Here is a 20,939-nt window from a genome sequence, read left to right as displayed (position 1 = left end):
GCCCCGATCAGCCGATCGGGTAGATCACCCCGGTCAGCTCCTCGGAGACGGTCCAGAGGCGTTGTTGAACGTCCACGTCGTGTGACCTGCTGCTCGACTCGACCAGCTTGGGGTAGCCGCGCTGCTGACCCCAGCCATCGGGGCCGTAGTACTGCCCGCCACGCACAGCGGGATCGGTTGCGGCACGCAGCGTCGGCAGAGCGCCCATGTCGGCTCCCTGGAAGAGGGGCTCGATCAGCGGCGTGATCCGCGCGAGCAGTGGGGGCAGGTTGCGGGTCAGCTCGGTGCGGGAGCCTCCGGGGTGCGCGGCTGTCGCGATAGTCGTGGCGTGCGGGGCCAGGCGCCGCTGCAGTTCGTAGGTGAAGAGCAGATTGGCGAGCTTGGCCTGCCCGTACGCTGCCACCCGGCTGTAGCTGCGCTCCCACTGTAGGTCGTCGAAGTGGATGTCGGCGCGGATGCGATGACCGATGCTGCTGACCGTCACGACCCGCGAGCCGGGGACCGGCAGCAGCCGATCCAGCAGCAGCCCGGTGAAGGCGAAGTGGCCCAGGTGGTTGGTTCCGAACTGGAGCTCGAAGCCGTCCTCGGTGGTCGACTTCGGCGTCCACATCACCCCGGCGTTGTTGATCAGCAGGTCGATGCGGTCGTGGTCGGCGCGCAACTGTGCGGCGGCGGTGCGGACGGAGTCCAGTGACGTCAGGTCGAGTTCCTGCAGCGCCACGCTGGCTCCGGGGCTGCGCTTGCTGATGAGGGTCGCGGCGTCCTTGCCCTTGTCGAGATTGCGCACGGCCAGCACCACGTGGGCGCCCCGAGCGGCGAGCGCCAAGGCGGTTTCATAGCCGAGGCCGGTGTTGGCTCCGGTGATCACGGCGACCCGACCGGTCTGGTCGGGGATATCGGTGGTTGTCCATTTGGCCATGGGAGGCTCCTGAGCGGTAGGGTAAACGGGGCGGGCGCTCCGGTTGATTCGACTATACGGAACGCGCGCCCCGTTTTGTCAACCGATTGGGGCTGTCACGTGGCTGAGCAGGCACGTCCGTTGCGCGCCGACGCTGCGCGCAACCGTGCACGTGTGCTGGAAGTCGCCTACGAGACCTTCGCGGCCGAAGGGCTGTCGGTGCCGATCGATGAGATCGCGCGGCGCGCCGGAGTCGGAGCCGGGACCATCTACCGCCACTTTCCGACCAAGGAGGAGTTGTTTCGGGCGGTGGTCCGGGACCACATCCGGCGCCTCATCGAGGGGGGCTACGCCCTGCTGGAGTCCGATGGTCCCGCCGAAGCGCTCTTTGGCTTTCTGCGCTCGATGGTGAGGTGGGGGGCGAAAGACCGCGGTGTGGTCGAGGCGCTTGCCGGACTCGGCATCGACGTCGGGCAGGAGGCCGAGGAGGCGTTTCTCGCCCTGCTCGGGGAACTGCTGCGATCTGCCCAGAATGCCGGCACCGCGCGCCGTGATATCGGCACGCGTGACGTGAAGTCGCTCCTGGTCGGATGTCAGGCGATGGAGTCGTACAACCCGGAGTCTGCTGAACGGGTGACCGACGTCGTCATCGACGGTCTGCGCGCTCCGAGGTAGGGCCCTCCGACCTTGCACTCTCCATAGGCGAGTGCTAAAAATGACGTTGGCACTCGCGACCAGTGAGTGCTAGGTCGGGACGGTGAGGCACGGGGCCGCACCTGCGGAGCACACCCACAGCCGTCCGTCGCGGGCACTGCACCCGACCGACAAGACGTGCACCCCCTAACCGGAGGAATCACTTCGCAATGGCTAAGCAAATTGCGTATGACGAAGAGGCCCGTCGCGGCCTCGAGCGGGGCCTGAACGCCCTCGCCGACGCGGTCAAGGTGACGCTGGGCCCCAAGGGCCGCAACGTCGTCCTGGAGAAGAAGTGGGGCGCCCCCACGATCACCAACGATGGTGTGTCCATCGCCAAGGAGATCGAGCTGGAGGACCCCTACGAGAAGATCGGCGCCGAGCTGGTCAAAGAGGTCGCCAAGAAGACCGACGACGTCGCGGGTGACGGCACCACCACCGCCACCGTGCTGGCCCAGGCACTGGTCAAGGAAGGCCTGCGCAACGTGGCCGCCGGCGCCAACCCGCTGGGTCTGAAGCGCGGCATCGAGAAGGCCGTGGAAAAGGTCACCTCGACCCTGCTGGCTTCGGCTAAAGAGGTCGAGACCAAGGAGCAGATCGCGGCGACCGCCGGTATCTCCGCGGGCGACCAGACCATCGGTGACCTGATCGCCGAGGCCATGGACAAGGTCGGCAACGAGGGTGTCATCACCGTCGAGGAGTCGAACACCTTCGGTCTGCAGCTGGAGCTCACCGAGGGCATGCGCTTCGACAAGGGCTACATCTCGGGCTACTTCGTCACCGACGCCGAGCGTCAGGAAGCCGTCCTGGAGGACCCCTACATCCTGCTGGTCAGCTCGAAGATCTCGACCGTCAAGGACCTGCTGCCCTTGCTGGAGAAGGTCATCCAGTCCGGCAAGCCGTTGCTGATCATCGCCGAGGACGTCGAGGGCGAGGCCCTGTCGACCCTGGTCGTGAACAAGATCCGCGGCACCTTCAAGTCCGTTGCCGTCAAGGCTCCGGGCTTCGGTGACCGGCGCAAGGCGATGCTGCAGGACATGGCGATCCTCACCGGTGGCCAGGTCATCAGCGAAGAGGTCGGCCTGTCGCTGGAGAGCGCCGACGTCGCCCTGCTGGGCACCGCCCGCAAGGTCGTCATCACCAAGGATGAGACCACCATCGTCGAGGGCTCGGGTGACTCCGACGCCATCGCCGGTCGGGTGGCCCAGATCCGCGCCGAGATCGAGAACAGCGACTCCGACTACGACCGCGAGAAGCTGCAGGAGCGCCTGGCCAAGCTGGCCGGCGGTGTTGCGGTGATCAAGGCCGGGGCTGCCACCGAGGTGGAGCTCAAGGAGCGCAAGCACCGCATCGAGGACGCAGTGCGCAACGCCAAGGCCGCCGTGGAGGAGGGCATCGTCGCCGGTGGTGGCGTGGCTCTGCTGCAGGCCGCTCCGTCGCTCGACGAGCTCAAGCTCGATGGTGACGAGGCCACCGGTGCCAACATCGTGCGTGTCGCGCTGTCGGCTCCGCTGAAGCAGATCGCCTTCAACGCGGGCCTGGAGCCCGGCGTTGTCGCCGAGAAGGTCACCAACTCCGCCTCGGGCACCGGCCTCAACGCCGCCTCCGGCGAGTACGAGGACCTGCTCAAGGCCGGCGTTGCCGACCCGGTGAAGGTGACCCGCTCGGCGCTGCAGAACGCGGCGTCCATCGCGGCACTGTTCCTGACCACCGAGGCCGTTGTCGCTGACAAGCCGGAGAAGGCGGCCGCACCCGCGGGCGACCCGACCGGTGGCATGGGCGGCATGGACTTCTAAGTCTGGTTGCACGACAAGGCCCGGCCTGCCTTCGGCAGGCCGGGCCTTCGTCGTTTACGTTGACTCTGCGCGGAGGGCGGGAAAGTGCGAGTGGGGCCCGCCCTGGACGCAGAGTCAACGAGGATGGGTGCATGGAGATCCTGCTGCTGGGCACCGGCAGCGCCGACGGCTGGCCGAATCCGTTCTGCCGGTGCGACTCCTGCCGGTCGGCTGCAACGCAGGTTCGCGCCCAGACCGCCGCGCTGGTCGACGATGTGCTGCTGCTGGACTGCGGGCCGGAGGCACCGCGCGCCGCGATGCGCCACGGGCGAACGCTGGCCGATGTCCGGCACATCCTGTTCACCCACGGCCACCCCGATCACGTCGGCCCGGCCGCGCTGCTGATGCGGCACTGGACCGGGACGGTCGAACCGCTCGATGTGGTCGGCCCGGCCAGTGCGCTCGACCAGTGCCGGCAGTGGGTGGGGCCCGACGATCCGGTCCGATTCGTGACGGTGCAGGCCGGTAACCGTATCCGGCTCGGTGACTACGACGTGCGGGTGCTGGCCGCCGCACACGGTGCCGACATCGGCGGTGACGCGGTGCTCTACGACCTGGCATCCGTTGGCGGCCGCATCTTCTGGGCGACCGACACCGGCCCGCTATCCGAGGCGACCCACGCCGAGCTGGCCGGCGCCGGCTACGACGCGGTGTTTTTGGAGGAGACGTTCGGGACCTATACCGAACACGACACCGAGCACCACGACCTGCCGGCATTCGCGACAACGGTGGCGCGGCTGCGTGCCAGTGGCGCCGTCACCGACACCACCGATGTCGTCGCAGTACACCTGAGCCACCACAATCCTTCCGAGTCGGAATTGACTGCCGTACTGTCGGATTCAGGCGCCCGGCCGGGGCGTGACGGTGAGGTGGTGCGAGTGGGTGCAGCCGACGGTCACGCCATCCGCACCCTGGTGTTGGGTGGTGCGCGCTCGGGTAAGTCCGCGCACGCCGAGGCGCTGTTGGCCGCCGAACCGGCAGTGACCTACCTGGCCACCGGCGGAGTACGCGAGGGCGATCCGGAATGGGCCGAGCGGGTGCGGCTGCACCGGGCACGCCGCCCCGGCTCCTGGCGCACTGTCGAGACCGTCGATGTTGCCGACGAACTGCGGTCGGCCCCCAACGCACTGCTACTGGACTGCCTCGGCACCTGGCTCACCGCGCGGATGGACCTGCACCACGTGTGGGACGGCGGTGACGGACTGAACGCCGTCTCGGCCGATATTGACGAGCTGGTGTCGGCCTGGCAGGCCTGCCCGGCGCCGGTGGTGGCGGTGAGCAACGAGGTGGGCAGCGGGGTAGTCCCGCCCACCGCTTCGGGACGGCTGTTCCGTGACCTGCTGGGAGTGCTCAACGCGCGGATCGCCGCGGCCTCCGACGAGGTCGTACTGATGGTGGCCGGGCGGCCGCTCAGGCTCCCTGCGGACTGACTTTGAGGTCGACGCAATCGCTGTAACAGGGTGTCTCGCCCGGTGATTCGGGCGTGGCGACCCGGATCAAAACGGCACGGGTCGGGGAGATCGCCACACTGGCCAACTCACCGGCATCGGACACCTGGGCCGTGCCGTCGACGATGACGGTGTAGCCGCCCGGAACCGGTGGTGGCCACATCACCGTCACATCCGCTGTGCGCGCCAGATTCGCCCGGCTGCGCCGACCGCCCAGCGCACCGATGTGCACGGTGTCGCCCCGCAGCACCGGCATCACCGGCACCGGATGCGGACGACTCTCGGTATCGACGGTGATCAGGTAGGCGTAGTCGTGGCCTGCCAGCTTCTCTGCGAGTCGATCGAAATCCACGCTAGAACTCATGAATTCGAGCCTAAACCTGCAGGCTGTCAATCTGCCTTGAGCTGCACGCAGTCATGGACGGTGCCGACCGCCCGCTGAGTCCCGGGCTCGAACACCGGCCGGTGCAGCAGGGCCTTGGTCGGCGTGACCAGTACCGGGCCGGCCGGATCCTCGGGCAGCTCGGCCAGGCCGTCGACGAACAGCGAGTATTCGCCGACGTCGCGGCCGGGCCAGACCAGGGTGACGGCGTTGCGGGTCGACAGGTTCTCCCGGCCGTGCGATCCCACCGGTCCGATGTCCAGCCGGGCACCGTCGAAGCTCGGGGTGATAGCGGTGGTGCGGACGCGGTAGTCGTCGCCGACGGTGACCAAGAAGGCGTACCGGTAATCGCGCAGCAGCTCGGCCAGGCGTGCGAGGTCGACGGAGCGGGCCATGGTGTCCAGGATAGTAATCCGGCACGAGACACGTCCCAGAGTCGTGCGCCATGATGGGCCTATGGAATTTCGCTACCTGGGCAACTCCGGCCTGCAGATCTCCGAGATCACCTACGGCAACTGGCTCACCCACGGTTCGCAGGTCGAGAACGACGTCGCCACCGCCTGCGTGCACACCGCGCTCGACGCTGGAATCACCACCTTCGACACCGCCGACGTCTACGCGAACGGGCGGGCCGAGGAGGTGCTGGGCGCCGCATTGGCGGGCCGGCGGCGCGAGTCGCTGGAGATCTTCACCAAGGTGTACTGGCCGATCGGGCCGGCCCCGTTGGGCCGCAACGACACCGGCCTGTCCCGCAAACACATGATGGAGGCCATCGACGGGTCGCTGCGCCGGCTGGGCACCGACTACGTCGACCTGTACCAGGCGCACCGCTACGACATCTTCACCCCGCTGGAGGAGACCATGCAGGCCTTCGCCGACATCGTCCGGGCGGGCAAGGCGCTCTACATCGGTGTCAGTGAATGGACCGCCGAACAGATCCGCCAAGCCCACGGCTTGGCCCGCCAGCTCGGCGTATCGCTGATCTCCAGCCAGCCGCAGTATTCGATGCTGTGGCGGGTGATCGAGCCGGAGGTGGTCCCGGTCTGCCAAGAGCTGGGTTTGAGTCAGATCGTCTGGTCACCGATGGCCCAGGGCGTGCTGTCCGGTAAGTACCTGCCGGGTCAGCCGCCGCCGGCCGGCTCGCGTGCCACCGACGAGAAGGGCGGCGCGAACTTCATCAAACGGTTCATGACCGATGACGTGTTGACCCGGGTCCAGCAGTTGGCGCCGATCGCCGCGGAGCTGGAGCTGACCACGGCACAGTTGGCGATCGCCTGGGTGCTGCAGAACGACAACGTCGCCGCCGCTTTGGTCGGGGCGTCCCGCCCGGAGCAGGTCGCCGAGAACGTCAAGGCTGCCGGCGTGCGGATTCCTGCTGAGCTGCTGGCGCGCATCGACCAGGTTCTGGGCGACGCGGTGACCAGCGACGCCGAACTGGTGGCACGCTCGACCCCGCCCAAACGGTTGATCTAAGACGTCATGCCCGGCACAGGAGCTGGCTGTGCGGGATCATCAGATAGCCGTCTGGATCGTCGGCCCAGTTTCGCCAGGCCTGTGAAATCGCCTGCAGCTTGGCCTGATCGGCGGCACCACTGTCGAGCAGTTGCTTGGCGATGGCCGATTGCAGGATCCGGTCGGCCCACATGCCGCCCCAGTGCTCTCGGTCGGCGGGGGTGGCATAGCAGGTCGCGCTCGTCGTCGGGGTGATGTCGGTGAACCCGGCCGCGTGCGCCCAGGCCAGCAGATGCCGGCCCGCGTCGGGCTCGCCGCCGTTGGCCCGCGCCGCGTCACGGTAGAGCCGCAGCCAGTCGTCCAACTCTGCCGACGCCGGATACCAGGTGAACGCCGCATAGTCGCTGTCGCGCACGGCCACCACCCCGCCGGGCTTGCACACTCGGCGCATCTCGGTCAGTGCGGTCACCGGGTCGGCCACGTGCTGTAGCACCTGATGGGCATGCACCACCTCAAAACTGTTGTCACCGAACTGCAATGCGTGCACATCGGCAACCACAAAGTCGATGTTGTGCTGCCCTCGCTCAGCTGCGCAGGCGCGGGCTAGATCCAGTGCCTCGGGGACCGGCTCGATGGCGGTCACTCGGCCCGGCGCGACGAGGACTGCCAGATCCACCGTGATGGTTCCCGGCCCGCAGCCGACATCGAGCAACTGCAGGCCCGGCCTCAGCGATCCCAACAGATAGGGCGCGGAGTTCTCCGCGGTGCGGGAGCGGTGGGCGCGTAACACCGATTCATGATGGCCGTGGGTGTATTTGGGCTCTGATGGCTCAGTCACACTCCGAAACGGTACGCCGGTGAACTCGGTGGGCGGTCAGGCCGGCGCGGGTTGACGGCCGCGCACCAGCCTGCCGGGCCGGGCCGCGGTGGGCTTGCCGTTCTCGGCGATGATCTCGCCGGAGACGATCGTCGCGACGTAGCCATCGGCGGTCTGATCCAACCGGCGCCCACCGGCCGGCAGGTCATAGGTGACCACCGGCTTGTGCAGCCGCAGGTTCCGGTGGTCGATGACGTTGAGATCGGCCTTGTAGCCGACCGCGATACGACCGCGGTCGTGGAGTCCGGCAACCCGGGCCGGTGTGGACGTCAGTTCGCGGATCGCCGCTTCGACGCTGAGTCGTCCCGACGCGCGGTCACGGGCCCAATGGGTCAGCACATAGGTGGGAAAGCTGGAGTCGCAGATCATTCCGTAGTGCGCACCACCGTCTCCCAAGCCCAGCACGACGTCGTCGCGACGCATCAGTGCGCTGACGGTGTCCAGTGAGTTGTTCTCGAAATTGGCCAGCGCATCCAGCAGGATCGCATGCCCGCCGTCGTCGAGCAGCCGGTCGTATGCCTCCTCGACCGGGGAGACGCCGCGCGCTCTGGCCCGCGCCGCAATGCTCTTCGACGCGTCGGGTTCATAGTCGGGATCATCGCCGAGCGGGAAGGTCCACTCCCAGGACTGGGCCAGGTAGGCGAGCGGGTTGGTCGGGACGATCGTCGGGCGGTCGGACAGAATCTGTTGCCGCACCTCCGGTTTACGCATCTGGGCGACTCGCTCTGCCAGCGGCAGGCGAGCGATCCTCTGGTAGCTCGGGTACAGCACGAATGGATGAATGCTCAGGTCCAGTCCGACCATCAGTCCGATCGGGCGGGGGAATATCTGCGCGGTGATCGCGGCTCCGGATCCGTTGGCCTTCTCCACCATGTCGATGGCGTCGCGCCAAAGCCGCGCACCGGCATTGCCGATCAGCAAACTGAACGTGACGGGCAGTCCCGCTTCGGTAGCCGCGTCGAAAACCTGTTGCAGCACAGGCTGGTAGGTACCTTCGGGAAGATCCGGGACGAACTGGATCAGCCCGCCCCCGCCGTCGGCCAGACCGCGACTGATCGCGAGGATCTCGGCGTAGGAGGCGTCGTAGCTGGGGATCTGGGTGCCGGTCTTGGTGCGGTGCGTCATCAGCCGTGAGGACGAGAACCCCAGTGCGCCAGCCTCGGCGGCCTCTTGGGCCAGTCGGCGCATCTGTGCCAGATCCTCGGGCGTAGCCGGTTCGCGGTCCACACCGCGCTGGCCCATCACGTAGACGCGCAGCGGTGAATGCGGCAGGAACGCCGCGACATCGATATCGCGCTGACGCTTGTCGACGGCGTCCATGAACTGCGGGAAGGTCTCCCAGGTCCATGGCAGACCGTCCGTCATCACCACACCGGGAATGTCCTCAACGCCGGCCATTAGATCCACCAGCACGTCGTGATCGTCGATCCGGCACGGCGCGAACCCCACCCCGCAGTTGCCCATCAGCGCGGTCGTCACGCCGTGGGCCGAGGAAGGATTGAGCCGATCCGACCAGATCGACTGTCCGTCGTAGTGCGTGTGTAGGTCCACGAAACCCGGTGTGACCAGCAGCCCGGTCGCATCGATGACGCGGTGCGCCCCGCCATCCCTGCCGGATACCTCGCCGATCTCGGTGATGACGCCGCCGCGGACCGCGAGATCGCCGACGTAGGGTTGCCCGCCCAGTCCGTCGACAATCGTGCCGTTGCGGACCACGACGTCGAGGCTCATCTAGTTAATCTACGACCCTGCGGTTCCGCATGCCAGGATGTATTCCGTGATTGACCACGTGGGCATCAACTGCAGCGACTACGCGAAATCGCAGCAATTTTACGACGCGGTGCTCGACGTCCTGGGCTACACGCGGCAGCTGGATGTCGGCGTGGCGCTCGGTTACGGGCGAGACGGCAAGCCGACGTTCTGGATCGCCGACGCCGGCGCGGGTGACGCCTCCGGGCCGAACCGCGAGATCCACGTCGCGTTCAATGCCGCTGACCCCGAGCAGGTGCAGGCGTTCTACGACACCGCGGTGCGACTGGGTGCCGAGTCCCTGCACGCGCCGAGGCTGTGGCCTGAGTACCACCCCGGCTACTTCGGCGCCTTCGTCCGCGATCCGGACGGCAACAACGTCGAGGCGGTCTGCCACCAGGCGTAGCGTCGGGCGGTATGACGGAGAACGACACAACCGCCGCTCTGCGGGCCCTGCTCCGCGACGCGTTCACTCGGTTGATCGAGCACGCCGACGAAATCACTGACGGGCTCACCGACGAGGTGGCCGACTATCGCCCGACGGCGCAGGCCAACAGCATCGCGTGGCTGCTCTGGCACAGCGCCCGGGTGCAGGACATTCAGGTGGCCCAGGTCGCCGGCGTCGAGCAGGCGTGGACCCGCGACGGCTGGGTGGATCGATTCGGTCTGGACCTGCCGCGTGATGACAGTGGCTACGGCCATGGCCCGGAAGATGTCGCCAAGGTTCGGGCCCCGGCAGCACTGCTTGCGGGCTACTACCGCGGAGTGCACGAGTTGACCCTGGGCTATCTCGACGGTGTCACCGCCGACGAGCTGTCCCGGGTCGTCGACACCCATTGGGATCCACCGGTGACGGCCGGGGTCCGGCTGGTCAGCGTCATCGACGACTGCGCCCAGCATCTGGGACAGGCCGCGTACCTGCGGGGCTTGAAAAGCTAGGTTCCCCCGGACTTGACACCTGTCGAGGCCCGGTGCGATCCGGGTCACAGCCCGGACTAGCATGGCGCCATGACCGCCACCAACTCAGTCGCCGCTTTCACCGGCACCGGAACCGTGTTCAGCCCCGCTACCGGGGAAGCTGCCGGCGAGGTGCGGTGGACCGACCCTTCCGACGTCGAAAAAATCGCTGCCGGGCTGCGCACCGCCCAGCGGGAGTGGGAGCACCGCGGCGCCAAGGGCCGGGCCAAGGCCCTGGCCCGTTTCGCCTTGTGGCTCGGCGACAACCGGGACGAGATCGAGAAGCTGCTGATCGCCGAGACCGGCAAGTCCGGCACCGACGCCGCGCAAGAGGTGCCGCTGCTGATCATGATCCTGTCCTACGTGATCAAGGTGATGGACAAGGCGGTGGCCCCCGAGACTCGGCCCGCATCGCTGCCGGTGATGAGCATCAAGAAGATCGCCATCCATTATCGGCCCCGGCCGGTGGTCGGCGTGATCGCGCCGTGGAACTACCCGGTGGCCAACGCGCTGATGGATGCCATCGGTGCTTTGGCGGCCGGCTGTGCGGTGCTGCTCAAGCCGTCCGAGCAGACCCCGCTCACCGCGGAACTACTTCGCGAAGGCTGGCTGGCCTCCGGCGCACCGGACGTGTTCGCGGTGGTGCAGGGTGCCCGCGAGGTCGCCGAAGCGGTGATCGACAACTCCGACTACGTGCAGTTCACCGGCTCCACCGCCACCGGGCGCAAGGTCGCGGAGCGGGCCGCGAGCCGGCTGGTGCCGGTCAGCCTCGAACTCGGGGGCAAAGACCCGATGATCGTGTGCGAGGACGCCGACATCGACCTGGCCGCGCACGCCGCGGTCTGGGGCGCGATGTTCAACGCCGGGCAGACCTGCGTATCGGTCGAGCGGGTGTACGTGCTGGAACCCGTCTACGACAAGTTCGTCGCGGCCGTGGTCCGCGATGTCGAGGCGCTGCAGATGGGCACCGGCGAGGGCAAGCACTTCGGGGCCCTGATCAGCGACCAGCAACTGGCCATCACCGAGCGGCACGTGGAGGAAGCCGTGGCCGCCGGCGCGCGCGCACTGACCGGCGGTGAACGCGCCGGCGGTCCGGGCAGCTTCTACCCGCCCACCGTGCTGGTCGACGTCGACCACTCGATGGCCTGTATGACCGAGGAGACCTTCGGCCCGACCCTGCCGATCATGAAGGTCGCCAGCGTCGACGAGGCGATCCGACTGGCCAACGACAGCGCCTACGGATTGAGCGCCTCGGTGTTCTCCCGTGACGTTGCGCGGGCCAAAGACATTGCGCTGCAGTTGGATTGTGGAGCGGTGAACGTCAACGACGTGATCTCCAACCTGATGTGCACGACGGCGCCGATGGGTGGCTGGAAGACCTCGGGCATTGGTGCGCGCTTCGGTGGTGCGGACGGCATCCGCAAGTTCTGTCGGCAGGAGACCGTCGTCGCGCCGCGCACCAATGTCGGTGCGGGCGGGAACTTCTACCACAATTCGCTGAAGACGCTGGCCCGAAGCAACCGGCTGATCACCAAGCTGGCGCTGGCGCGACCGCGCCGCACCGCGAAATAGTGCGCGTCTTCACCGCGACACTGTTCTGGCTGCTGGCTACCGCAACGCTTGCGGTGGCATTGCCGACGGCGTGGGCGCAGTACAACCTGATCGACGCGGACGGCTACGCGCGGTTGGCGGCCCGTGCCGCGGCTCAGCCGGCCCTGCAGGACGCGGTGGCGGCTGAACTCAGCGCCCAGACGGTCCAGCTGATCCGGGGGAGCGGCTTCGGCATCGACCCGTCGGAGGTGCGGCAGGCCGCCCGCCAGTACACCGCCGGGCCGTCGTTTCCGGCGCAGTTCGTTCGGGTCAACCGGGACGGGCACGCCTGGCTGCTCAACGTCGGCGATCCCGGTCCCTGGGAGATCGACGTGATACCGATGCTGCGTGACGACGCGTTCGCGCAACTGTTGTCCGACTACCCGATTACGCTGCCCGCCTCGTTGACGGTGCCGCTGACCTCGACGTCCACCGAGGTGATGCGTCCCGGTGGGTTGCATCGGCTAGCGGTGTGGGGGCCGTTGCTCACGGTCGTACTGGGCGCAATGGGCGGACTGTGCGCGATCCTGACGCTGGTCGCGGCGCGGCGCCGTGGCAGGGCGTTGGCGAGCCTGGGTGTTTCGGCGCTGCTGGTGGGCGCCGTCGGCTGGTCGGGAGTCGAAGTGGCGCGGCGCCTCCTCGACCAGGTGCTCAGCCAGGCGACCGGCGATATCCGCCGGATCACCGATGCCCTCGCCGACGTGGCCGAGGGGAGCCTGCACCTCTGGCTCAATCTGACCCTGGCGGCCGGTGCGGTCTTGGTGCTGGTCGGGGTGGGAATCGCGCTGGCGGGCGGCCTGCGCAAGTCCTGACTGTCCAACACCACGGCCGGGCGAACGGCGTTGTCAGCCCTGATTGCCCAGCATCCGCCACAGAAACGAAAAGCTCAGCGCGGACTTGAACGCCGCCTGGGCGTTGTCGGCCGCGCCGCCGTGCCCGCCCTCGATGTTCTCGTAGTACCAGACCCGGTGCCCGCTGTCCTGCAGTGCCGCGGTCATCTTGCGGGCATGCCCCGGATGCACCCGGTCGTCTCGGGTGGAGGTGGTGATCAGCACCGGCGGGTACGCAGCATCGGCGGAAATGTTCTGGTACGGCGAGTACTGGCGGATGAATTCCCACTCATCGGGGTCATCGGGGTCGCCGTATTCGGCCACCCAGGACGCACCGGCGAGCAGCAGATGGTAGCGGCGCATGTCCAGCAGCGGCACCTGGCACACCAGGGCGCCGAACAGGTCCGGGTAGGCGGTGAGCATGATGCCCATCAGCAACCCACCGTTGCTGCCGCCCACCGCCCCGAGCTGCTCGACCCTGGTGATGCCGCGGTCCACCAGATCGGTTGCCACTGCGGCGAAATCCTCGGCCACCAGGTGCCGGCCGGCACGCATCGCCTGGGTGTGCCAGCCCGGCCCGTACTCGCCGCCGCCACGAATATTGGCCAGCACGTAGGTGCCGCCGCGTTCCAGCCACAGCCGGCCCAGCACGCCGTCGTAGCCCGGTGTGCGCGCCACCTCGAATCCGCCGTAGCCGCCCAGCAGCGTCGCGCCGGTGGCGCCCGCCGGGCGCACCACGAAGTACGGGATCGCGGTGCCGTCTTTGGAGGTGGCGAAGTACTGGCTGACGTCGAGTCCGTCGGCGTCGAAAAACGCCGGAGCGGATTTGATCTCGGTCAGCGTCCCGTCCACGGCGCCGTGCAGCAGTCGCGACGGACGGTCGAATCCGCTTGAATCCAAGAAGATCTCGTCACCGGTATCGTCGGCGGCCGCGATCACGGTGTTGGTGTTGGCCGGTACCTCGGCAACGGGGCGCCGCTGCCAGTCGCCGGGCGTGACCACTTCCACCCGGCTGGCCACGTCGTGCAGCGTGACCAGGACCAGGCGGTCGCGGGTCCACGCGTAGTGATGCAGTGCGGTGTGGGCGTCGGGTTCGAAGACGACGCTGCACTGCGCTGCGCCGGTGAGGAATTCGTCGTAGTCCGCAGCCAACAGCGAGCCGGCCCGATATGACGCGGTGCCGGTGTCCCAGTCGGTGCGCAGATCGATCAGGATCCATTGCCGGTGTACCGACACCGAGGCGTCGGTAGGCGCGTCGATGCGGATCAGCTCGCCCTCGCGCAATTCGTAGACTTCGTCGTTGAAGAAGTCGATCGCCCGCGACACCATGGTTCGTTCGAATCCCGGGGTGCGGTCGCGGCCCGCAGCGACCACCACATCGGTGGCCGACCCGGTGAACACCGTCTCCGCCTGCGCCAGATCCTGGCCGCGGCGCCACCGCTTCACCATCCGCGGGTAGCCGGACTCGGTCAGCGAGTCGGCACCGAAGTCGGTGCCCACCAGGACGGTGTCGTCGTCCTCCCAGCCGATCCGCGTCTTGGCCTCGGGAAGCTCGAAGCCCTGGCCGTCGGGTCCGACGAATTCCCGTGTTGCCATGTCGAATTCACGCACCACCACGGCGTCCGATCCGCCGCGCGACAGCGATATCAGAGCCCGCGTGTGGTGGGGTTCGATCACGTTGGCCCCGCCCCAGACCCAGTTCTCGTCGTCGGCGCGGGCCAGCTCATCGAGGTCGATGACGACATCCCACTCCGGACTGTCGGTGCGGTAGCTGTCCAAGGTGGTGCGTCGCCACAACCCGCGCGGGTTGGTGGCGTCACGCCAGAAGTTGTAGAGGTACTCGCCACGGCGTCGCACGTAGGGGATACGGGCATCGGTGTCGAGCACCTCGCGCGCAGTGGCACGCATCGCCTCGAAGTCGTCGCCGGCGAACTCCTCAACGGTTCCGTCGTTGTGGGCGCGCACCCAGTCGAGTGGCTGCTCGCCGGTAACGTCCTCCAGCCACAGGTACGGGTCGTCAAAGTCCTTAGCAGGCTGGGTAGACATAGCAGTCATTGTGACCGCGACGGTAATGTGAGTTGAGTAACACCCATGGCTAAGGAGCAGCATCGATGACCGTTTTCGCACGTCCGGGTTCCGCCGGCGCGCTGATGAGCTACGAGTCCCGCTACGCGAACTTCATCGGGGGGCAGTGGGTGGCACCCGTCGGCGGTGAGTACTTCGAGAACACCACGCCGGTCACCGGCCAGCCGTTCTGCGAGATTCCCCGCTCCACAGCGGCCGACATCGACCTGGCGCTCGACGCCGCGCACGCCGCCGCCCCGGCCTGGGGCAAGGCGTCCCCGGCCGAGCGGGCGGATGTCCTGGCCAAGATCGCCGACCGGATCGACCAACACCGCGAGGAGCTGGCGGTCGCCGAGGTGTGGGACAACGGCAAACCGGTCCGGGAGACGCTGGCCGCAGACATCCCGCTGGCCGCCGACCACTTCCGCTACTTCGCCGCGGCGATCCGCACCCAGGAGGGTGCGCTGAGCCAGCTCGACAACGACACCGTCGCCTACCACTTCCATGAGCCGCTGGGCGTGGTCGGTCAGATCATTCCGTGGAACTTCCCGCTGTTGATGGCCGCCTGGAAGCTGGCGCCCGCGCTGGCTGCCGGCAACGCGGTGGTGCTCAAGCCGGCCGAGCAGACCCCCGCCTCGATCCTGTTCCTGATGAGCCTGATCGGCGACCTATTGCCGGCGGGAGTCGTCAACGTGGTCAACGGATTCGGTGTCGAGGCGGGCAAGCCGCTGGCGTCGAGCAACCGGATCGCCAAGATCGGCTTCACCGGCGAGACCACCACCGGGCGGCTGATCATGCAGTACGCCAGCCAGAACATCATCCCGGTCACCCTGGAGCTGGGCGGCAAGAGCCCCAACATCTTCTTCTCCGACGTACTGGCGGCCAACGACGACTTCCAGGACAAGGCCTTGGAGGGATTCGCGGGCTTCGCCCTCAACCAGGGCGAAGTGTGCACCTGCCCGTCCCGGTCGTTGGTCCAGGCCCCCATCTACGACGAGTTCTTGGAGCTGGCCGCTATCCGCACCAAGGCGATCCGCCAAGGCGATCCACTCGACATCACCACGATGATCGGGGCGCAGGCCTCCAACGACCAGCTGGAGAAGATCCTGTCCTACATCGCGATCGGCAAGGAGGAGGGCGCCACCACCGTCACCGGCGGCGAACGCGCCGAGCTCGGCGGTGAGCTGTCCGGCGGCTATTACGTGCAGCCGACGATCTTCGCCGGCCACAACAAGATGCGCGTCTTCCAGGAGGAGATCTTCGGCCCGGTGGTCTCGGTGACGTCGTTCACCGACTACGACGACGCGATCTCGATCGCCAACGACACCATCTACGGGCTGGCCGCCGGAGTGTGGAGCCGCGACGGGAACACCGCCTATCGGGCCGGCCGTGACATCCAGGCCGGGCGAGTCTGGGTCAACTGCTACCACGCCTACCCCGCGCACGCGGCGTTCGGCGGCTACAAGCAGTCCGGCATCGGCCGGGAGAACCACAAGATGGTGCTCGACCACTACCAGCAGACCAAGAACCTGCTGGTGTCCTACTCCCAGTCGGCACAGGGTCTTTTTTGATGGGCCCGTACTGATGGAGGCACCGGCCTGATGGACGCACCGGACCGGGTGCTGATCACCGACGCGGCCGCCGACCTGGTGGCGCGGCTGGTGGCGCGCCACGGTCCGGTGATGTTCCACCAGTCCGGCGGCTGCTGCGACGGGTCGGCACCGATGTGCTATCCCGACGGCGACTTCCTCATCGGCGACCACGACGTGCGGCTCGGTGTGCTGGATGCGGCCGGTGTCGACGTGCCGGTCTGGATCTCCGGTCCGCAGTTCGCGGCATGGAAGCACACCCAGCTGATCATCGACGTGGTGCCGGGCCGCGGGGCCGGGTTCAGCCTGGAAGCACCCGAGGGCCTGCGGTTCCTGACCCGCGGCCGGGCTTTCACCGACGCCGAGAACCGCCTGTTGGAATCAGTCCCGGTGATCACCGGGTCGCTACCGCGCTGACCGGTGCGATCGCCGTAAAATCTGGTGGTGTGATTCCGCTGCCACGCCCTTGGTTGTTGAGCAGCGCCATGCTGGTCGGGGCGGCGGTCGGCATCTTGACCGGGATCGGATTGAGCCTGGTCATCACCGCGCCGCTGCGCCCGGACGTCGCGATCACGCTGGTGCTCGGAGCGCCCAGCGTCGCGGGGCTGGTGCTGGTGTTCGTCTCCTCGCGTCGGTGGGTAACCGCTCTGGGTGCGTTTCTGCTCGCGATGGCGGTCGGGTGGTTCGGCGCACTGGCCGCGATTCAGGTGGTGTCGGGTGTCTGAGACCACCGATACCGGGTCACTGCCCATGACCGAGCCGCACATGGCTCCGATCTTCGACACCGGGCCGCACCCGGTACCGCTGCCCGGACCGGCGGAGGCGCTGGACGAGCCAGTCACCGGTGACGAGCCGATTGCCTGGCCTGAACCGGAAGGGGCCGCGGCGGCGCCCGCATCCACGCCGGTCAAACCGCCTAAACCGGTGGTCCTCACCGGCCAATACCAATTCCTGAAGTGGTGGCAGCTGGCCCTGGTGCTGTTGGCGGTGTGGATTCCGGCGGCGGGGATCGGCCTGGGACTGTTCTCCTGGTGGTATTCGCTGGCCGACAAGACGCCGGCCGTCTTCGTCGTACTGGTCTATGCGGTGGTGTGTATGGTCGCCGGGCTGATCGTGGCGATGGTGGGGGAGAAACCGCTGGTGTCGGCGGTGGCAATCGCGCTGATGTCGGCGGTGTTCGCCGCCGCGGTCGCCGCGGCGCCGCTATACGGGCACTACTACTGCCAGCATGTGAGTCGCTGCGTCGCCGGAATCATCCCGTACTGAGTCGCCGGCGCGCTGTCCCGTTAGGGTGGGTCTGTGACCCACTTTGACGTCGTCGTCCTCGGAGCCGGCCCCGGCGGATATGTAGCGGCCATTCGCGCCGCCCAGCTGGGCTTGAACACCGCCATCATCGAACCCAAGTATTGGGGCGGGGTCTGCCTCAACGTCGGCTGCATTCCCTCGAAAGCGCTGCTGCGCAACGCCGAGCTGGCGCACATCTTCTCGCGTGAGGCAGCCACGTTCGGGATCAGCGGCACCGCCACCTTCGACTACGGTGCTGCGTTCGACCGCAGCCGCAAGGTCGCCGAGGGCCGGGTGGCCGGCGTGCACTTCCTGATGAAGAAGAACAAGATCACCGAGATCCACGGCTACGGCACCTTCACCGACCCGAACACGCTGTCGGTGGCGCTCAATGACGGTGGTACCGAGACGGTTACGTTCACCAACGCGATCATCGCCACCGGGTCGAGCACCCGGCTGGTGCCGGGCACCTCGCTGTCGGACAACGTCGTCACCTACGAGCAGCTGATCCTGAGCCGGGAACTGCCGAGCTCGATCATCATCGCCGGCGCCGGGGCCATCGGCATGGAGTTCTCCTACGTGCTGGCCAACTACGGAGTGGACGTCACCGTGGTGGAGTTCCTGCCGCGGGCGCTGCCCAACGAGGACGCCGATGTGTCCAAGGAGATCGAGAAGCAGTTCAAGAAGCTGGGCGTCAAGATCCGCACCGGAACCAAGGTCGAGTCGATCGTGGACAGCGGGGGCAATGGCCCGGTGACCGTCACGGTCAGCAAAGACGGTCAGACCGAGGAACTCAAGGCCGACAAGGTGTTGCAGGCCATCGGATTTGCCCCCAACGTCGACGGCTACGGGCTGGAGGCGGCGGGTGTCGCGCTGACCGAGCGGCGCGCCATCGGTGTCGGCGAGTACCTGCAGACCTCCGTCCCGCACATCTATGCCATCGGCGACGTCACCGGGCTGCTGCAGCTGGCGCACGTCGCCGAGGCCCAGGGCGTGGTGGCCGCCGAGACCATCGGCGGGGCCGAAACCATGTCGCTGGGTGATTACCGGATGATGCCGCGGGCCACCTTCTGCCAGCCGCAGGTGGCCAGCTTCGGGCTCACCGAGGAACAGGCCAAGGCCGAGGGTTACGACGTCAAGGTGGTCAAGTTCCCGTTCACCGCCAACGGCAAGGCGCACGGCGTGGGTGACCCGAGCGGGTTCGTGAAGTTGATCGCCGACGCGCGCTACGGCGAGCTGATCGGCGGGCATCTGGTCGGCCACGACGTGTCCGAGTTGCTGCCGGAGCTCACCTTGGCGCAGAAGTGGGATCTGACCGCGGGTGAGCTGGCCCGCAACGTGCACACCCACCCGACCATGTCCGAGGCGCTGCAGGAGTGCTTCCACGGCCTGACCGGCCACATGATCAACTTCTGATTCCCTGTCAGCCCTTGACGAGCGTGAACTGGGCGACATAGCTGACGTTGCGTTGAAAGAAGTCTGCGCAGCCCAGCAGGTACTTCACGTACCGCTCGTAGATCTCTTGAGAGGTCACTGCGATCGCCCGCTCACGGGCCGCTTGCAGCCTGGTCGCCCAGGTGTCCAGAGTGCGTACGTAGTGCGGCGTCAGATCCTGGCGATCGGCGATGGAAAACCCTGCGGCGCCGGCGAATTCGACGACATCCTCGTCGCACGGTACCGAGCCGCCGGGGAAGATCTCCTTGCCGATGAAGCGCATGAACCGCAGGTCCGTCATCGTGATCGGGATGCCCAATTCCGGCCAGCGCTTGAGCGGGTGGCCCATGATGGTCTGTAGGACCATCCGCCCGTCGTCGGGCATCAGTCGGTGGCACAACTCGAAGAACGCGGCATACCGCTCTTTGGGAAAGGCTTCGAACGCCTCGATGCTGACGATGCGGTCGACCGGTTGGTCGAATTCTTCCCAGCCGCGCAGCAGAATCTGGCGGGAGCGCTCGCTGTCGACGTCGTCCAGGAGTCGCTGGCCGAGGCTGCACTGGTTTCTGCTCAACGTCAGACCCACCACGTTGACGGCATGGGTTTCGATTGCCCGCTGCATCGCAGATCCCCATCCGCAGCCGACGTCGAGCAGCGTCATCCCCGGTGCGAGATCCAGCTTGGACAGGGCGAGATCGATTTTGGCGATCTGCGCCTCTTGTAGGGACATGTCCTCGCGCTCGAAGTAGGCGCAGCTATAGGTCCGGCTCGGGTCCTGGAACAAGCCGAAAAAGTCGTTCGAGATGTCGTAGTGGGCTTGCACATCCTCGTACGCCACCGCCATCTTCGGTGCACCGTGCGTGGTGTCGGCCATCTGCCGGACCTCCTATCCGGGCGCCTTTTCGCAGGTGAACTGGACGACGTCGGTATAGCCGGTGTCGAACAGTTCGGCACAGCCGGTGAGGTACTTGTGGAACCGCTCGTAGATCTCTTCCGACGTGATGGCGACGGCCTCGTCCTTCTTGGCCTCGAGGTTGGCCGCCCAGGTGCTCAAGGTGCGAACGTAGTGCGGCTGCAGGTGCTGCTCGCGGGTCACGGTGTAGCCGGCGTCGGCCGCGTGGTCGGTTATCTGCGCGGCCAAGGGAAGGCGTCCGCCGGGGTAGATCTCGTCCATGATGAACTTGATGAACCGCAGCCGCGACATCGTCAGCGGCAGCTTCTTGGCCTTGATCTCCTCGTCGCTGGGGATGACGATGCTATGCAGCAGCATCACCCCGTCGTCGGGCATCCAGCTGAATGTCTTCTTGAAGTAGTCGTCGTATTTGTTGAAGCCGAAGTGCTCGAACGCACCGATCGACACGATCCTGTCGACCTGCCCGTCGAACTCCTCCCAGGGCTGCAGCCGCACTTCCATGTGGCGCGTGCTGGTCGAGTTCGCGAACACGTTGTCCTCGATGTGCTGCTTCTGGTTCTCCGAGAGGGTCAGACCGATGACGTTGACGTCGTAGCGCTCGGCGGCCCGCCGAATCGTGGAACCCCACCCGCAGCCGATGTCGAGCAACGTCATCCCGGGTTCCAGGCCCAGCTTGCCCAGCGACAGGTCGACCTTGGCCAGCTGCGCATCTTGCAGCGTCATGTCGTCGCGCTCGAAATATGCGCAGCTGTAAGTCTGCGACGGGTCCTGCCACAGCTTGAAGAAGTCGTTGGAGATGTCGTAGTGGAACTGGACCTCGTCTTTGTCTGATCCGCGGGTCTGCGCCGCGGAGTTCGACAGCCATTGGGATTTGGCTTTGGGTCCGGCGCTTGGGGAATGTGCCACCGTGGGTCCTCCCGGGAGAGACCTATGTCGGAGAAACG

General features: G+C 67.1%; 20 protein-coding genes and 1 pseudogene. 13 read left to right on the top strand and 8 right to left on the bottom strand.

The window, feature by feature from the left end; translation table 11 throughout:
- Positions 1 to 7: 7 nt before the first annotated feature.
- Positions 8 to 919, bottom strand: coding sequence for an SDR family NAD(P)-dependent oxidoreductase (locus ACJH5R_RS03825; protein WP_406781337.1), 912 nt, complete (start codon positions 917 to 919; stop codon positions 8 to 10).
- Positions 920 to 1,018: 99 nt separating this feature from the next.
- Here ACJH5R_RS03825 and ACJH5R_RS03820 point away from each other — a divergent pair, with 99 nt between their 5' ends.
- From ACJH5R_RS03820 to ACJH5R_RS03810, 3 genes are all read left to right on the top strand, one after another.
- A complete protein-coding gene (locus tag ACJH5R_RS03820) occupies positions 1,019 to 1,573 on the top strand; it encodes a TetR/AcrR family transcriptional regulator (RefSeq protein WP_406756492.1) in 555 nt (184 codons plus the stop codon).
- Positions 1,574 to 1,761: 188 nt separating this feature from the next.
- On the top strand, positions 1,762 to 3,387 hold the full coding sequence (gene groL / locus ACJH5R_RS03815) for a chaperonin GroEL (protein ID WP_406756491.1): 1,626 nt from the start codon (positions 1,762 to 1,764) through the stop codon (positions 3,385 to 3,387).
- A gap of 131 nt (positions 3,388 to 3,518) precedes the next feature.
- Positions 3,519 to 4,856 (top strand): bifunctional adenosylcobinamide kinase/adenosylcobinamide-phosphate guanylyltransferase, encoded by a 1,338-nt coding sequence (locus ACJH5R_RS03810; protein ID WP_406781336.1) that lies wholly within the window; start codon positions 3,519 to 3,521, stop codon positions 4,854 to 4,856.
- On the opposite strand, the gene ACJH5R_RS03805 is transcribed toward ACJH5R_RS03810, so the two are convergent.
- Both ACJH5R_RS03805 and ACJH5R_RS03800 read right to left on the bottom strand, forming a co-directional pair.
- The gene (locus ACJH5R_RS03805) at positions 4,837 to 5,238 is read right to left on the bottom strand and encodes a pyridoxamine 5'-phosphate oxidase family protein (RefSeq protein WP_406756489.1); all 402 of its coding nucleotides are present in this window, start codon (positions 5,236 to 5,238) and stop codon (positions 4,837 to 4,839) included. The genes ACJH5R_RS03810 and ACJH5R_RS03805 overlap by 20 nt on opposite strands.
- A gap of 26 nt (positions 5,239 to 5,264) precedes the next feature.
- Entirely contained in the window at positions 5,265 to 5,651 is a 387-nt protein-coding gene (locus ACJH5R_RS03800) for a hypothetical protein (RefSeq protein ID WP_406781335.1), read from the bottom strand.
- Between the two features lie 61 nt (positions 5,652 to 5,712).
- Here ACJH5R_RS03800 and ACJH5R_RS03795 point away from each other — a divergent pair, with 61 nt between their 5' ends.
- Entirely contained in the window at positions 5,713 to 6,729 is a 1,017-nt protein-coding gene (locus tag ACJH5R_RS03795; protein ID WP_406781334.1) for an aldo/keto reductase family protein, read from the top strand.
- A gap of 4 nt (positions 6,730 to 6,733) precedes the next feature.
- Here the strand turns inward: ACJH5R_RS03795 and ACJH5R_RS03790 are convergent, their stop codons facing one another.
- Together ACJH5R_RS03790 and ACJH5R_RS03785 are read right to left on the bottom strand one after the other, a co-directional pair.
- Positions 6,734 to 7,546: a class I SAM-dependent methyltransferase gene (locus tag ACJH5R_RS03790; RefSeq protein ID WP_406781333.1), complete on the bottom strand. Its 813-nt coding sequence runs from the start codon at positions 7,544 to 7,546 to the stop codon at positions 6,734 to 6,736.
- A 36-nt stretch (positions 7,547 to 7,582) separates the two neighbouring features.
- A complete protein-coding gene (locus ACJH5R_RS03785; protein ID WP_406756485.1) occupies positions 7,583 to 9,316 on the bottom strand; it encodes an amidohydrolase family protein in 1,734 nt (577 codons plus the stop codon).
- Between the two features lie 46 nt (positions 9,317 to 9,362).
- On the opposite strand from ACJH5R_RS03785, the gene ACJH5R_RS03780 reads away from it, so the two are divergent.
- From ACJH5R_RS03780 to ACJH5R_RS03765, 4 genes are all read left to right on the top strand, one after another.
- Positions 9,363 to 9,740 carry a VOC family protein gene (locus ACJH5R_RS03780; protein ID WP_406756484.1) on the top strand — a complete coding sequence of 126 codons (378 nt, stop codon included), beginning with the start codon at positions 9,363 to 9,365 and terminating at the stop codon, positions 9,738 to 9,740.
- Positions 9,741 to 9,751: 11 nt separating this feature from the next.
- On the top strand, positions 9,752 to 10,273 hold the full coding sequence (locus ACJH5R_RS03775; protein WP_406756483.1) for a mycothiol transferase: 522 nt from the start codon (positions 9,752 to 9,754) through the stop codon (positions 10,271 to 10,273).
- A 69-nt stretch (positions 10,274 to 10,342) separates the two neighbouring features.
- On the top strand, positions 10,343 to 11,863 hold the full coding sequence (locus tag ACJH5R_RS03770) for an aldehyde dehydrogenase family protein (protein WP_406756482.1): 1,521 nt from the start codon (positions 10,343 to 10,345) through the stop codon (positions 11,861 to 11,863).
- Positions 11,863 to 12,693, top strand: a complete 831-nt coding sequence (locus ACJH5R_RS03765; protein WP_406756481.1) for a hypothetical protein — start codon at positions 11,863 to 11,865, stop codon at positions 12,691 to 12,693. Before ACJH5R_RS03770 ends, ACJH5R_RS03765 begins: the two co-directional genes overlap by 1 nt.
- 33 nt (positions 12,694 to 12,726) lie before the next feature.
- Here the strand turns inward: ACJH5R_RS03765 and ACJH5R_RS03760 are convergent, their stop codons facing one another.
- Positions 12,727 to 14,757: a prolyl oligopeptidase family protein gene (locus ACJH5R_RS03760; RefSeq protein WP_406756480.1), complete on the bottom strand. Its 2,031-nt coding sequence runs from the start codon at positions 14,755 to 14,757 to the stop codon at positions 12,727 to 12,729.
- A 65-nt stretch (positions 14,758 to 14,822) separates the two neighbouring features.
- Here ACJH5R_RS03760 and ACJH5R_RS03755 point away from each other — a divergent pair, with 65 nt between their 5' ends.
- The 5 genes and pseudogenes from ACJH5R_RS03755 (at position 14,823) to lpdA (ending at position 19,064) form a co-directional block, all read left to right on the top strand.
- A complete protein-coding gene (locus tag ACJH5R_RS03755; protein WP_406756479.1) occupies positions 14,823 to 16,346 on the top strand; it encodes an aldehyde dehydrogenase family protein in 1,524 nt (507 codons plus the stop codon).
- Between the two features lie 30 nt (positions 16,347 to 16,376).
- Positions 16,377 to 16,769, top strand: a pseudogene (locus tag ACJH5R_RS03750) (DUF779 domain-containing protein); the annotation flags it as partial.
- A gap of 41 nt (positions 16,770 to 16,810) precedes the next feature.
- Positions 16,811 to 17,089: a putative holin gene (locus ACJH5R_RS03745; protein ID WP_406756478.1), complete on the top strand. Its 279-nt coding sequence runs from the start codon at positions 16,811 to 16,813 to the stop codon at positions 17,087 to 17,089.
- Positions 17,082 to 17,630, top strand: a complete 549-nt coding sequence (locus ACJH5R_RS03740) for a hypothetical protein (RefSeq protein ID WP_406756477.1) — start codon at positions 17,082 to 17,084, stop codon at positions 17,628 to 17,630. Before ACJH5R_RS03745 ends, ACJH5R_RS03740 begins: the two co-directional genes overlap by 8 nt.
- A gap of 33 nt (positions 17,631 to 17,663) precedes the next feature.
- Complete coding sequence (gene lpdA / locus ACJH5R_RS03735) at positions 17,664 to 19,064, top strand: dihydrolipoyl dehydrogenase (protein WP_406756476.1); 1,401 nt, start codon at positions 17,664 to 17,666, stop codon at positions 19,062 to 19,064.
- 7 nt (positions 19,065 to 19,071) lie between these two features.
- Here the strand turns inward: lpdA and ACJH5R_RS03730 are convergent, their stop codons facing one another.
- Complete coding sequence (locus ACJH5R_RS03730) at positions 19,072 to 19,956, bottom strand: cyclopropane mycolic acid synthase family methyltransferase (protein ID WP_406756475.1); 885 nt, start codon at positions 19,954 to 19,956, stop codon at positions 19,072 to 19,074.
- A 12-nt stretch (positions 19,957 to 19,968) separates the two neighbouring features.
- Entirely contained in the window at positions 19,969 to 20,901 is a 933-nt protein-coding gene (locus tag ACJH5R_RS03725; RefSeq protein ID WP_406781332.1) for a cyclopropane mycolic acid synthase family methyltransferase, read from the bottom strand.
- Positions 20,902 to 20,939: the final 38 nt, after the last annotated feature.

The organism is Mycobacterium sp. SMC-19 (assembly GCF_045310815.1).
In the GTDB taxonomy this organism is placed as follows: domain Bacteria; phylum Actinomycetota; class Actinomycetes; order Mycobacteriales; family Mycobacteriaceae; genus Mycobacterium.
The sequence above is the reverse complement of the archived record's forward strand: the minus strand, read 5'-3'. Positions and strand labels throughout refer to the sequence as shown.